General features: G+C 38.7%; 10 protein-coding genes and 2 tRNA genes. 2 read left to right on the top strand and 10 right to left on the bottom strand.

The window, feature by feature from the left end; translation table 11 throughout:
* From RUH60_RS10830 to porU, 8 genes are all read right to left on the bottom strand, one after another.
* On the bottom strand, positions 1-818 hold an 818-nt coding region (locus RUH60_RS10830; protein ID WP_313808207.1), incomplete at its 3' end, for a mannose-1-phosphate guanylyltransferase.
* A gap of 132 nt (positions 819-950) precedes the next feature.
* Entirely contained in the window at positions 951-1,550 is a 600-nt protein-coding gene (locus RUH60_RS10825) for a SprT-like domain-containing protein (RefSeq protein ID WP_313808205.1), read from the bottom strand.
* A 1-nt stretch (position 1,551) separates the two neighbouring features.
* The gene (locus tag RUH60_RS10820; RefSeq protein WP_313808203.1) at positions 1,552-2,232 is read right to left on the bottom strand and encodes an SDR family oxidoreductase; all 681 of its coding nucleotides are present in this window, start codon (positions 2,230-2,232) and stop codon (positions 1,552-1,554) included.
* Positions 2,233-2,300: 68 nt separating this feature from the next.
* On the bottom strand, positions 2,301-3,908 hold the full coding sequence (locus tag RUH60_RS10815; protein WP_313808201.1) for a pyruvate dehydrogenase complex dihydrolipoamide acetyltransferase: 1,608 nt from the start codon (positions 3,906-3,908) through the stop codon (positions 2,301-2,303).
* Between the two features lie 6 nt (positions 3,909-3,914).
* Positions 3,915-4,913, bottom strand: a complete 999-nt coding sequence (pdhA, locus tag RUH60_RS10810; RefSeq protein WP_313808199.1) for a pyruvate dehydrogenase (acetyl-transferring) E1 component subunit alpha — start codon at positions 4,911-4,913, stop codon at positions 3,915-3,917.
* A gap of 134 nt (positions 4,914-5,047) precedes the next feature.
* Complete coding sequence (cdd, locus tag RUH60_RS10805; RefSeq protein WP_313808197.1) at positions 5,048-5,530, bottom strand: cytidine deaminase; 483 nt, start codon at positions 5,528-5,530, stop codon at positions 5,048-5,050.
* A 71-nt stretch (positions 5,531-5,601) separates the two neighbouring features.
* Positions 5,602-6,789: a type IX secretion system outer membrane channel protein PorV gene (gene porV / locus RUH60_RS10800; protein ID WP_313808195.1), complete on the bottom strand. Its 1,188-nt coding sequence runs from the start codon at positions 6,787-6,789 to the stop codon at positions 5,602-5,604.
* 39 nt (positions 6,790-6,828) lie between these two features.
* Entirely contained in the window at positions 6,829-10,707 is a 3,879-nt protein-coding gene (gene porU / locus RUH60_RS10795; protein WP_313808193.1) for a type IX secretion system sortase PorU, read from the bottom strand.
* A gap of 211 nt (positions 10,708-10,918) precedes the next feature.
* Here porU and gldJ point away from each other — a divergent pair, with 211 nt between their 5' ends.
* Positions 10,919-12,634, top strand: coding sequence for a gliding motility lipoprotein GldJ (gene gldJ, locus RUH60_RS10790; RefSeq protein ID WP_313808192.1), 1,716 nt, complete (start codon positions 10,919-10,921; stop codon positions 12,632-12,634).
* Positions 12,635-12,702: 68 nt separating this feature from the next.
* Positions 12,703-13,986: a UDP-N-acetylmuramoyl-tripeptide--D-alanyl-D-alanine ligase gene (gene murF / locus RUH60_RS10785; RefSeq protein ID WP_313808190.1), complete on the top strand. Its 1,284-nt coding sequence runs from the start codon at positions 12,703-12,705 to the stop codon at positions 13,984-13,986.
* Between the two features lie 36 nt (positions 13,987-14,022).
* Here murF and RUH60_RS10780 read toward each other — a convergent pair.
* Positions 14,023-14,097: transfer RNA gene (locus RUH60_RS10780), tRNA-Val, on the bottom strand.
* 37 nt (positions 14,098-14,134) lie between these two features.
* Positions 14,135-14,212: transfer RNA gene (locus RUH60_RS10775), tRNA-Val, on the bottom strand.
* Positions 14,213-14,224: the final 12 nt, after the last annotated feature.

Raw genomic sequence — 14,224 nt, 5'->3', positions numbered from 1 at the left:
AAATCGTTCCAATCGAAAGTGGCTGGTAAAACGAATACGTTTTGCGCTTTTTCCAAAATGGCATAATCGACAGAAATATTTTCAGCCAGCGGATAATTTTCCTGAATAAAAACAGCCTCTTCATTCGTATTGTATACCTCATACCCATTCATAAAATGTGCAAACATATTCGGCTGAAACGTTTCAAACGATTTTAAAACCGATTTTACACTCCAAACAAATATTCCGGCGTTCCAAAGAAAATTTCGGCTTTGAATAAACTTACGAGCTGTAGCATAATCCGGTTTTTCGCGAAACTGCTTTACTTTCTTAATCGGACGGGAATCCAATTTATCGAATTCGATATATCCGTAACCTGTATTTGGAAAAGTAGGTAAAATTCCCAAAGTCATTAAATTTTCATCACGCTCACAAAAATCGAACGCTAACTGAAGGTTCGCGCAAAACTGCATCTCATCTTCAATCCAGTGATCACTTGGTGCTACCACCATAACAGCATCCGGATTTTGTTTTTTAATTTTTAATGAGGCATACAAAATACAAGGTGCTGTATTTCGCATGGCCGGTTCCAAAACAATTTGCTCCTGTTTTACCATCGGCAACTGTTCTAAAACGATATCATTATAGGATTCGTTAGTAAGAATCAAGATATTTTCCTTGGGAATCAACTGAGACAATCGACTGAACGTTTTTTGAATCAGTGTTTCTCCAGTACCTAACATATCGTGAAACTGCTTTGGAAACTCAGTGGTACTTACAGGCCAAAAGCGGGAACCTACCCCACCAGCCATAATTATTGCGTAATAATTTTTGTTCATTTTTATTTTTAGTTACAGCGTAACTGAAAACCAATTTACAATTTTACTCTTCCATATAAACGGTTTGATGAGTAAACTCCTCATTCGGATTAGTAAAAAGAGGCTTTTAATTACTAAGCTTATTTCTGAAATTTATGACGGTAAAAGCTCAACTTCGGCATTGGGATTAAAAAGATAAATCCTTCCCGAAATTAATTCAATACATTCGTACCGCTTAACCCGAAGTGCAATCTTTTTAAATACTTTCCCATTGTGAATCCGAAAAGTACTACCATACGGAATTTCAAAGATATAATTTTTATCGCTAACCGGGTCGAATTGTTTCAAGGCTAACGACAAAGTTGCATCGGTATCACTACTCGCTTTTGGATTTCGAAAATGCCTTGCCAACAATGGCAAAAGCTGGTTTGGAAAGATTTCTGGTCGGATAAACGGAACCATCAATTTTTGAAAAGTAAGTTTCCATTCGTCTCCATGTGGCTTGATGGCTCTTCCGTATTTTTCAAACGCTACCAAATGAGCAATTTCATGAATCAGTGTCATCAAAAAACGATACTTGTTCAAGCTTGCATTTACGGTTATTTGATGGGAACCATCGGGCTGTCTTCTGTAATCGCCGTGACGGGTTACGCGCTCGTTGACAATCTTCAAATGCACATTATAGGCTTTGATGAGTTCAAAACAAGGCGGAACGGCGTGTTCGGGTAAATATTTCAGAAGAACATCGCTCATTTTATGGTGTGGTAGAAGATACCTGCAATATTTTTCCGTTGTAATATTTATTCCCGGTTAAAGCGAAATTAAAAATATAATCGGCCATTTCTTTTGGTTTGATTGGTGCTTCGTACCCCGGAAAAGCTTCTTCCAACATTTCTGTTTGAACTGCACCTAAAGCCAACACATTGAAGGCGATACCTCTTTCTTTGTATTCTTCGGCCAGCAATTCCGATAACGTAATCACAGCGCCTTTACTAGAACTGTAAGCTGCTAACCCTGGAAACTTCATGCTCCCTTGAATTCCGCCCATTGAACTTATTGTCACCACATGACTTCCTTTTTGAAGATACGGCAAACAAACTCGTGTTAAATTGGCTACTCCGAAAACATTTACTTTGTACACATTTTCAAATTCATCCGAAGAAATTTCCCCGAAAGGTTTATTTAAAAGCGAACCGGCGTTATGAATGATGATGTCTACACTTTTCCAAGTTGATTCAATAAAATCTGAAACTTTTTTCAAATCATTTTCAACCGCCAAATCCACAGAAAGACAACTGATATTCGGATTACCCAACAAATTCTGGTTTATTTTACGAGAAACCGCCAAAACCTGATGTCCGGTTGTTGCAAATTGCAAGGCTAATTCATACCCAATCCCTCTGGAAGTTCCGGTGATGATGATCTTTTTGTTCATAAAACTAAAATACTAAAAATCCCGTCCTGAATTTCAAAACGGGATTTAATTTATTCAAAACAACGGGCTTACGCCAACATCGTTACTGGACTTTCCAAATACTGACGCAATGTCTGTAAGAACTGTGCTCCTGTAGCTCCGTCCACGGTTCTGTGGTCGCAAGCTAAGGTTACTGTCATTGTATTTCCTACTACTATTTGTCCGTCTCTTACCACTGGTTTTTCTTCAATCGCTCCTACCGATAAAATTGCTGAATTCGGTTGGTTGATAATCGAAGTGAACGATTGGATTCCGAACATTCCTAAGTTAGAAACGGTAAACGTACTTCCGTCCATTTCTGACGGAGTCAGTTTTTTGTTTTTCGCTTTACCTGCCAAATCTTTTACCGCTGCTCCAATTTGAGACAAACTCATTTGGTCTGTAAAATTCAATACCGGAACTACTAAGCCGTCTTCAACCGCTACAGCTACTCCGATATTTACATGGTGATTGATTACCATCGCATCTTCTCTCCACTGCGAGTTTACCTGCGGATGTTTTTTTAGCGCCATCGCACAAGCCTTCACTACCATATCGTTGAACGATACTTTGGTATCCGGAACGGTGTTGATGGTTGCTCTTGATTTCATCGCTTCGTCCATTGCTACTTCAATAGTCAAGTAGTAATGAGGAGCCGTGAATTTCGATTCTGCCAAACGACGCGCAATCGTTTTACGCATTTGAGAATTTTTGATTTCCTCCTGGAATTTTTCTCCTGCAGGAACAAATGGTTTTACAGCTGGCGCAGCAGAAGTAGCTGGAGCCGTTACTGCCTGTGAAGTTGCAGCTTGTGGTGTAAATCCTTCTACATCGCTTTTTACGATTCTTCCGTTTTCGCCGGAACCTTGAACCTGAGACAAATCAATTCCTTTGTCTTGTGCTATTTTCTTTGCTAACGGAGAAGCAAAAACTCTTCCGCCTGCATTTGTATTTTGTACTGGAGCTGATGCTGATGCAGCTAATTCAACTTTAGCTTCTGCTTTTGGTATTTCTGCAGTTGCTCCTGCTTTAAAATTGGCTGCAATTCCGGATACGTCTGTTCCTGCAGGACCAATAATCGCTAAAATACTGTCAACCGGAGCGGTTTGTCCTTCATTAACACCAATATATAAAAGCGTTCCTGCATTGAAAGATTCGAATTCCATGGTAGCTTTATCGGTTTCGATTTCCGCTAAAATATCGCCTTCTTTTACAGTATCGCCAATTTTCTTTAACCAAGTTGCTACCGTTCCGTCGGTCATGGTATCACTCAAACGTGGCATGGTCACCACTTTTACTCCTGCAGGAATTTCTACTGCAGCAGTTGCCGGAGCTTCTGCTTTAGTTTCTGCAACAGGAGCACTTTCTGTTTTTGGAGCCGGTGTATTTCCTCCGCTTAACAAAGCAGCAATATCTTCACCTGGTTTTCCGATGATTGCTAAAAGGGAATCTACCGGAGCTGATTCACCTTCCTGAATTCCAATATGCAAAAGGGTTCCTGCATTGAAGGATTCAAATTCCATAGTGGCTTTGTCCGTTTCAATTTCTGCAAGAATATCGCCTTCTTTAACTACGTCTCCTACTTTTTTTAGCCAAGTTGCCACAACGCCTTCGGTCATGGTGTCGCTCAAACGCGGCATGGTAATTACTACTGCCATAATCGATTATAATTTATGTGGAATAAATGGATAATTTGGTTCTTCGTATACTACATCATACAACTGAGCGATTTCCGGATATGGTGATTCTTCTGCGAATTTTTCACATTCTTCTACCAAATTTTTCACGCGCTCGTCGATAGCTTCAATTTCAGTATCGGTAGCATAGCCTTTTTCTTTGATGATATCCAAAACCTGAGTGATAGGGTCAATTTTTTTGTACTCCTCTACTTCTTCTTTGGTTCTGTAATGTTGTGCATCCGACATGGAGTGTCCTCGGTAACGGTACGTTTTCATTTCTAAGAATGTTGGACCATCACCACGACGCGCTCTTTCGATAGCTTCGTGCATTGCTTCCGCAACTTTTATTGGATTCATACCGTCAACTGGTCCGCAAGGCATTTCATATCCTAAACCTAATTTCCAGATATCAGTATGGTTCGCTGTTCTTTCTACTGAAGTTCCCATCGCATAACCGTTGTTTTCCACGATAAACACTACTGGAAGTTTCCACAACATCGCCATATTGAAGGCTTCATGCAAAGATCCTTGACGTGCAGCTCCATCACCAAAATAGGTTAGCGTAACGCCGCCTGTTTCAAAATATTTGTCAGCAAAAGCAATTCCTGCTCCTACCGGGATTTGCGCTCCCACAATTCCGTGACCACCGTAAAAACCGTGTTCTTTGTCAAAAATATGCATCGAACCTCCCATCCCTTTGGAAGTTCCGGTTACTTTACCTAACAATTCTGCCATAACGCGTTTTGGGTCAGTTCCCATTCCGATAGGCTGAACGTGGTTACGATAAGCGGTAATCATTTTATCTTTGGACAAATCCATAGCATGTAAAGCACCAGCTAATACCGCTTCCTGTCCGTTATATAAATGTAGAAATCCTCTAACTTTTTGTTGAATGTACAAAGCAGCCAGTTTGTCTTCAAACTTTCTCCAGAACTGCATGTCTTCGTACCACTTTAGGTACACTTCTTTGGTAATTGGTTTCATTCGTTTGTTTGCTTTTTTGAAGTGCTCATTTTTTAATAACCGAAAGCACTTTTCTGTTTCACACAATTTTGCGAAATGCAAAAGTAACACTTCAATTTTAGAAGTGAAAATTTAAACTCAGGATTTTATAAATATCACAAAAAGTTTTTATCGAAGGTTAAAGGCAACAAATCCTTCAACGAATTCGACTTGTATATTTTCCCGACAGCGCCCATAAAATAAATTTCAATTGGCATATCCTGACGGAATTCATATTCTGCAATGGATTGACGACAAGCCCCGCACGGCGGAATTGGCTCAGCTACCTCTTTATCATCACCGGTTGCCGAAATCGCAATTCTCAAAATTTTAGCCTCCGGATAAATCGCACCCGACTGAAAAATTGCCACACGCTCCGCGCACAAGCCAGAAGGATAAGCAGCATTTTCCTGGTTAGAACCCAAAACTGTTTTCCCGTTATCTAGCTGCAAAGCTGCCCCAACTCGAAATCGAGAATACGGCGCATAGGCTTTTTTACGGATTTCAACCGCCTGAATCATTAAATCCTGAACCTCTTTCGGCAGCTCCTCTATCGCATCATAAACCGAAAATGTTGATGTAACACTAATACTCTTCATTCAATCACTTTATTAGACAAAAAATCCAAATTCAAAACGAATTTGGATTGTTTAGCATTTATTGTTTATTTCTATAAATCATCGTACGAATCTCCGAAGTTAAATGTTAAGGAGAAACGCAATGTATTTTCTAATGGATTTCTAACTTTCGATGTTGAGAACAAATAGGAAACGTCCACTTTCACAACATTATATTTGAAACCGGCTCCGATAGTTGCAAATTTTCTAGCTCCTTTCTCAACGCTCTCATTAAAATATCCGGCGCGGAAAGCGAAGGAATCCTGATACCAGTATTCTGCCCCTAAAGCCCAAGTGAATTCTTTTAATTCTTCACTCATCCCGTCTGGCGCATCTCCGAACGATTTAAAAAGCCCTGACGCCCAACCGATATCTCTGTAACGCTGATTAGCTTCTGCATAAGCGGTACTTACTTCGTTTTGATCAATTTCACCATCGCCGTCTCTATCTGTAGGAACAACTTTTTCAGGCGTAGGAACCATCAATTTATTAGCTTCCGCTAAAACACTTACTTTATTGTATTCATCTAAGATAAAATCGAAACCTGCTCCAATTTTCAAGTTTGATGGTAAAAAGTTCGAACTTCTTTCAACATCACCATCGTAGGAAATTTTCGGTCCCATGTTCTGCATGTTGATACCAGCGCGCCATCTTCCGTTGAAATCAGAATACGCAATTTCTTCAGATTGATAGAATGCCGCCACATCCACTGCAAAAGAATTTGCTGCTGAAGCATCGTTGTTATCCGTAGCAATTCTCAGGTTTGAACGAATATAGCGTCCTGCTACACCCATTGAGAACATATCACTCAATTTTAGGGAATAAGACAAATCAAAAGCAAATTCGTTTGGATTTACTGTTGTCAACTCCTGACCTGTATTATCCGTCAAAACTATATCACCTAATCCGAAATAACGCAAACTTCCGGCAAAAGCACTTCGCTCGTTAAAACGGTTGTAATACGTAACCTGACCTAAGGAAATATCGTTAGCAATACTCGTTAAATACGGCGTATAACTCACTGAAAAGCCATGCTTGTAAGGCGAAAAGGCATATTTTGCAGGATTATATTGTTGCGAAAAAACATCAGCAGAACTGGCTACCCCCATATCCCCCATACCGGCTGCACGGGCATCGGCAGAAATTAAAAGAAACGGCACTCCAGTTGTGATTACTCTATCCTGAGCCGTAACTGATTGAATTACAGAAAAGAAAAGAGCTACTATTGCAATTTTTTTCATTGTACGTTAAAAAGTTAATTTGACAAATATACTATTTTATTAAAGTATTACAAGTTTCTCAATCTTTTCGGCTTTTTTTCCGGTGACTGAGGAGCGAACGGTTAGACGGTAAACATAGACTCCTTTCCCGATTCGGTCGCCAAAATCGTCTTTTCCGTCCCATTTGATTTCACGCGAAAGAAAACCTTCAGTTACCACAGATTGGTTGATCGTTTTTACCAATTTACCAGTTATTGTCAGGATCTGTACCTGCACATCTAGCGGCTCGTACGGTTTGTTATGCGAAAACCAAAACTCGGTATAGCTCACAAACGGATTCGGGTAATTCAATACATTGGAAAGCGTTACTTCACCATCGCCAACCACAATAAACTGAATTTCGGCCGTCGCAAAATTATTGTACACATCCCAACATTTCAATGTTAATGTATGCAAACCAACCGCGAGATTTCTAAACGGAAAACGCAATTTCCCTCTCGTATAATCATTCGGTTCGGTTTCGTAATAATCGTTTAATATGTACGGATTCGTTTCGTCTCCGTCTAAAATTGCTACGATGTCGTGGCCGATTCCACTGGCGGTGTTGATTCCGTTTTCATCCTCAAGATAAGCTAACAAAAATGGCGATTCGTTCGTAATTCCTCCCGATACAAACGTTTCATCATTCATATATAAACGTATTCTTGGCGGCAAATTATCCGCTACTGCATTGGTATTGATATCGCCAACCTTAATCGTAGTGTCGTAACCCGTCTGATCTTCCAATGGCGAATTATTCTTTGCATAAAAACTGATACGTCCGTTGCCCACCGGGATTCGAATATCGCGCGGTACCACAAAACCGAATTCGAATAAACCACTGTTTACCGAAGCGTTTCCTCTAAAAATCGTTTCTCCTAAGGTGATAAAATTCATAATAATTAGCTGACCTCCCGTTGTTGTTGTCCCATCATTACCTAAAGTGGAGCGATTCATCTGCTTATCAAAAATTTGAACCGCTAAATCACCATTATAATTGGTCAGCAAATTATCAAACTCATCCACAACTTCCCCAGACAACTTAACGTAACTTAGCGCTTTCAAAGTATCTGTTGGCTGAGTAATTGGCACATCGTTTATTTTTGTCAAGCGCACTTTTGGCTTTGGAATAGCCAATTTTAAAGCTGGATCTCCAATATAAAACGCAACTCTGATATCGCCTGCAGCAGTTTGATTTTTAGCTTGTACCAACGCTTCCGCAATCGATACATAATTATTGGAACCGTAAGAAAACAAATGCTCCGCCAAATTATCATTTAACACTTTACCGGTTGATTGACTGATTTCTCGGGTTGTTGCCACTAAAGAAACTGCCCCACCTGCTGTATTCCAATACATATATTCTCCTCCTGTAGGTCGTTGCGGATTATCAAAACGGGTAAACTCACAGGTTATTGTTATGAATAACGGATATCTATGTTGATTACTCAAATTTTGGGCATCCAATTTTTCAAACATGCGCTCTTGGGCTAATCCGTCTTCACCACCATGCCCAAAATAATTTACCACTAAAGAACCTTGACCGATTTCATTAAGCATATCTTCTTTAGCCTTTGGATATCTATTACCTCCGGCAGATGTTACTTGTAAATAAGCGTCTGTATGAATTTTTTTTATGTTGATGAACGGCTTTTCAGCAGCAATTTCGTTGGCCAAATTATCTAAATCGGTTTGAAGTGTTTGATCTGTCGGCTTATCAATATCATCCGAAACAAACAAACAGTTGTTACGCCATCTACCGTAGGATTGCTCATCATGATATTGTATCACCTTATTAACCATTGCATCAGCTTGTGAAACACTACTAACCAACATTCGCCCAACAGCTACGTCTAATTGTTCGTTACTATTTACAAACCCTTCATTCAAATCCATTAAACCATAAAAATCATCCGACATATACGCCAAATGATTAGAATAATTTAAGGAATATGCTCCATTTGCCGGATGCTGCGAAGTCAATTTATAAAATGCATGAAACAGCGGAACAATATTGGTATTGTTGGAAATTCGGTTTTTGTAGTCGTAAGATCCATCACCAAACAGGTTGACATACTTAATTCGCTTGCTTGGCACTGATGCATTTTCGTATATGTACTTTACCAAATTCCTAATTGCTCCTATATCTTGTTTTCCAGATGAAAATTCCCTATAAATTTGTGGCAATTCCACTACTCTTACACTGAGTTGCGAATAGTTTCTGTGAAAATTAGCCAGTTTTTCAGCCTGATTTTTCAGAAAAGATGGCGTCACAATTAGATAATCAATATCCTGAAAATCGCCTTGAGCATTTTCAAAAAGCGTCCCTTTTAAATTCTGATTTGCAACACGCGCATTCCCATCTGTTGAAGGTAAAAACAAATTACTCATATCCACCGCAACGTAATTCCTAACTTCACCCAAAGCAGCTTTGAATGAAAAATTATTTTGACCGGCATTTTCATACTTCGTAGCATTGTACAAATCGGTCACATCCCATACTTGAGAAATACCACTAGCATTAGATAGTTGATATTCTGCCGTACCTATATTGGTTGCTGCCTGTCTGTTTTTAAACAAAAACTGCTTTCCATATCCTTGAAGGGAACGTGAAGCAATTAACGAAATATAATCTAGGTACCCGTTTGATGACGGCACACCTCCATTATCATAATCGAACTGAATGGCAACATTTGGAGAACTCGACGAAAAGGTTCCGATTAGAACATTCTCATCTGCTGCGATATGTGCTGTTGGGTTTAAAGTTGCAAAAGGTATATTCCCGATTGATTGCCCATTGGCTTTCACTTCGAAAGAACTCACTCCAAAAGAAGCTGACACTGCATTAATATTGAATTCTATTGGAACAGACGTTACTAAATTAGGAAAATCAAAATTAAAAGTCTGAACGTTATCAATTCGAAATTCATCACCAACCCATTTTCTTCCTAATTTTCCCAGATTATACTTATCTATTTCATAGTACTGATAATCGTCAAAAGCGGTAAAAATCACGTTTGGAGCATTTGAAGGTTGTGACGCCAGCGGAATTCGTTTTCCATTTCCTCCTTCCACTGTTACATAATAATAGGATTTATCATCGTAAAGATTTGCACTAGTAGAACTTTCATCATTCCAAACATCAACACCTTCGGCGTAAAACAAGATATAGTCATTGTCGTTAAAAACATTGTCCTCTTCACCTATAACCTGAATGGCATTTTCTTCCAAATCCATCGGATACGGAACCGCATTAGATAGCGGCACCATTCTCCCTCCGTTTCCATAAATTTTCAACCTCTTGGGATCCACATTAGTGTTCATCCCGAGCTGTTGTAAAAAACCTTTTGTTACCTTATAGACGCCTGATTTTGTCAGATGGAATTTATACCAATTCCCAGTTGCCAAAACTGAATTATAAACTGAATTAGCATTTTTAGCAGCAGAAATACCGCTAATAGTTTTATAAGAGTAACGGAATGACAAACTTTTTACTCGCTTATACTGACTTCCTTCTTTAATAATCGGATTGAATGTAAAGAAACCTGAAAGTATGTCTCGAGCAGAAGAAGTTGCTATTTTAGCATTGATATTAGACGTTAACTTTGTCTTTGAAACATCATTAAACTGATCGATTGCGATAGATTCATAAACGATATTCTCAACAACAAGTGATGCTTCATCTATCCAATTAGAAACAGGGAACCTTTTTTTGAACTGAATTACTCCATCCGCAGAATTGAAATCAAAATTTTCAGCCTGAAAAACGGGAATACGATACGGAATGGAATCTACACGGAAAATCGCTCCTTCTTTCCACTCCAAAGTAACCGTTTCACTTTGCTGTGAAAAACTTAAAAAAGAAGTCAGTAAAACCAAAAAAAGTAAGTATTTCTTCATCGATTAATAAACGTAATTATTGAAAACTTATTACAAATAGAAAAAATATTTTCCTTTTAAGCTAATTTCAGACAATATATATTAATCAAAAGCGTTATACTGAAGAACTTTAACACGATTTTATATTTTTTTTTATTAATTGAAAAAAAGTTGTTGCAGTTTAATGGTTAATTACTATATTGCGGCACTAAATTTATTACCTACTTAAAGTATGAAAATTAGAAGAATTTTGACTTTACAGGTGTTGGCAGCGTTGGCGTTGACAATATCATTTGCTAGTTGCAGCAAAAAAGGGTCGTCTAAAGGAGGTTCTCAGGCAACAGGTTGGAAAATCAACGACAAAAAAGGTGGTTTCCAATACAACGACAAGTTTAAAAAACAAGAGACTCCACCGGGAATGGTCGCTGTTGAAGGCGGTACATTTACTATGGGTAAAGTGGAAGATGACGTAATGCACGATTGGAATAACACTCCAAATCAACAGCACGTTCAATCATTCTACATGGATGAAACCGAAGTAACCAACATGATGTATGCTGAGTACTTATTCTGGTTAAAGAAAGTTTTCCCACCGGATGATGAAAACTACAAAAACATTTACACAGGTGCATTACCTGATACATTGGTGTGGAGAAACCGTTTAGGTTACAACGAAACCATGACCAACAACTACTTAAGACACCCAGCTTACGGAAGTTATCCTGTAGTAGGTGTAAACTGGATTCAGGCTTCTGAATTCGCTAAGTGGAGAACAGACCGTGTGAATGAGGCTATCTTAGAAAGAGAGCAATATTTGAAAAAAGATGCAAAAATCAACGATGTTGACGCACAAAACACATTCAACACAGAATCGTATTTAGCTAGTCCTTCAACAGCTTTTGGTGGAAACGAAGAAATTGTTTTCAGAGGTAAAAAAGGTGCTAAAGGTAAAAACGCTAAACCACAAACTACTAAAGACGGAAAAACTATTGAGCCTAAAAACGTTTTTGCTCAAAGATCTTCAGGTGTAATTTTACCTGAGTATAGACTTCCAACTGAAGCAGAATGGGAATATGCAGCCAATGCATTGAACGGTATCCGTGAGTATAACATTTACAGAGGTAAGAAAAAATACCCTTGGAAAGGACAATACACTCGTTCTGGAAAAAGAGATATGAGAGGTGACCAATTGGCTAACTTCAAACAAGGTAAAGGAGATTACGGCGGTATCGCAGGATGGTCTGATGACGGCGCAGATATCACTAACAAAGTTAAATCTTACCCTCCAAATGATTTTGGATTGTACGATATGGCTGGTAACGTAGCGGAGTGGGTTGCTGACGTTTATCGTCCGATGGTTGACGATGAGGCTAACGACTTCAACTATTATAGAGGTAACGTATACATGAAAAACAAAATCGGTGAAGACGGTAAAGTTGAAATGGTTACTTCTGAAAATGTAAAATACGACACGTTAAGCAACGGTAAAATCATGGCTAGAAATTTCCCTGGTCAGATTGCACAAGTACCAGTTGATGAAAACGAAACGTATTTACGTTACAACTTCTCTACTTCTGACAACAGAAACTATAGAGATGGTGACAAACAATCAACTCGTTACTTCAAATTCGCAAGTTCTGAAGAAGAAGAAGGCGGAGAAGGAAAAGAAAATGATGCAAAAAGAATGTACGATTCTCCGAAGCACCAAATTTCTGTTGACAGTTTAGGAACTATGAACAGACAATACGACAAGTCTTCTAAACGTACAACTTTAGTAAACGATGATTCAAGAGTTTACAAAGGAGGTTCATGGAGAGACAGAGCTTATTGGTTAGATCCTGCATCAAGAAGATACTACCCGCAAGATATGGCAACTGACTATATTGGTTTCCGTTGTGCAATGTCTAAAGTAGGTCCGAAAGACAACAAGAAAAAACCAAGAGGTTAATAAATTAATTTTCATACTATACAATAAAAGCCCTATTTTAGGGCTTTTATTTTTATATATACTTTCCAATGAGAATCGAAGAATTATACGAATGTTTTTTACAGTGTAAAACCATTTCAACGGATACTCGAAAAATTGAGCCTAACTCCTTATTCTTTGCCTTAAAAGGCGACAACTTTGACGCCAATGCATTTGCTCAGGAAGCAATCAACAAAGGTGCTTCTTTCGCTGTGATTGACGATAAAAAATTCTTCACCGATGAAGACAAAATGATACTTGTAAGCGACAGTCTTAAAACATTACAAGATTTAGCCAACTATCACCGTCAGGAATTAGGCTTACCAATTATCGCCTTAACTGGCAGTAACGGAAAAACCACTACAAAAGAACTCATCAACGTAGTACTTTCCAAAAAATACAAAACCAAAGCCACAATCGGCAACCTGAATAATCATATTGGAGTTCCGCTAACATTACTTTCTTTTGATGACACAACCGACATCGGAATTGTAGAAATGGGTGCTAACCATCAGAAGGAAATTGAACTGCTTTGCAAAATAGCAGAACCAGACTACGGTTACATCACCAACTTCGGAAAAGCGCATTTGGAGGGTTTTGGTGGTACAGAAGGTGTTATCAAAGGCAAAAGCGAACTATACGAGTATCTAAAAGCGAACCACAAAACCGTTTTCGTTAACTTAGACGATTCGATTCAAAACGAAAAGACAACTACAATAGAGCGCACTACTTTTTCACAAACTGAAAAAGCCGATGTAAAAATTGATACTGTTACAGCCAATCCAATGGTTAAAATCAGTTTTAACAATACCGAAATTCAATCACATTTAATCGGAATATACAACGCGAATAATATTAATGGTGCCATTACCATCGGTAAGTACTTTAATATCCCCGACGTTGAAATTAAAGCAGCTATTGAAGGATATATCCCAACCAACAATCGCTCTCAAATGATTGAGAAAAGCGGAAATCAAATTATTCTTGATGCTTATAATGCCAATCCGAGCAGTATGGCTGCAGCAATTGCCAACTTCATTCAATTGGAAGGCACCAATAAAATTGCAATTTTAGGCGATATGTTTGAATTAGGAAAAGAAAGCTTAGCGGAGCACAAAAAAGTTGTTGAATTACTCATTTCTGAAACAACAACAGAAACTCATTTCGTAGGAAAAGATTTTTTTGCGAATAAAATAACTCATCCGCACTTTTATTTTCACGAAAACTACGATGCCTTTTCGGATGCCTTTTCAACCAAAAAACCAACAAATAAAACCATTTTAATTAAAGGTTCCCGAGGAATGGCCCTTGAGCGAACCTTGGATTTACTATAAATAAAAAAAGCACTTCAATTGAAGTGCTTTTTTTTGTGGGCGATGAGGGGTTCGAACCCCCGACCCCCTCGGTGTAAACGAGGTGCTCTGAACCAGCTGAGCTAATCGCCCGATAATTCTTTTTATTATCAGTATGTAGTGATAAAAGTGGTGGGCGATGAGGGGTTCGAACCCCCGACCCCCTCGGTGTAAACGAGGTGCTCTGAACCAGCTGAGCTAATCGCCCTTTTATCTTGCA

Source organism: Flavobacterium sp. (assembly GCF_032153895.1).
GTDB lineage: Bacteria > Bacteroidota > Bacteroidia > Flavobacteriales > Flavobacteriaceae > Flavobacterium.
Note: the sequence above shows the minus strand (reverse complement) of the source record. Positions and strands in the feature narration are given on the sequence as shown.

Bases quoted from the DNA above. Each gene is read 5' to 3' on its own strand.
- RUH60_RS10815 (WP_313808201.1), bottom strand. From the start codon at position 3,908: ATGGCAGTAGTAATTACCATGCCGCGTTTGAGCGACACCATGACCGAA.
- cdd (WP_313808197.1), bottom strand. From the start codon at position 5,530: ATGAAGAGTATTAGTGTTACATCAACATTTTCGGTTTATGATGCGATA.
- RUH60_RS10825 (WP_313808205.1), bottom strand. From the start codon at position 1,550: ATGAGCGATGTTCTTCTGAAATATTTACCCGAACACGCCGTTCCGCCT.
- pdhA (WP_313808199.1), bottom strand. From the start codon at position 4,913: ATGAAACCAATTACCAAAGAAGTGTACCTAAAGTGGTACGAAGACATG.
- murF (WP_313808190.1), top strand. From the start codon at position 12,703: ATGAGAATCGAAGAATTATACGAATGTTTTTTACAGTGTAAAACCATT.
- RUH60_RS10820 (WP_313808203.1), bottom strand. From the start codon at position 2,232: ATGAACAAAAAGATCATCATCACCGGAACTTCCAGAGGGATTGGGTAT.
- porV (WP_313808195.1), bottom strand. From the start codon at position 6,789: ATGAAAAAAATTGCAATAGTAGCTCTTTTCTTTTCTGTAATTCAATCA.
- porU (WP_313808193.1), bottom strand. From the start codon at position 10,707: ATGAAGAAATACTTACTTTTTTTGGTTTTACTGACTTCTTTTTTAAGT.
- gldJ (WP_313808192.1), top strand. From the start codon at position 10,919: ATGAAAATTAGAAGAATTTTGACTTTACAGGTGTTGGCAGCGTTGGCG.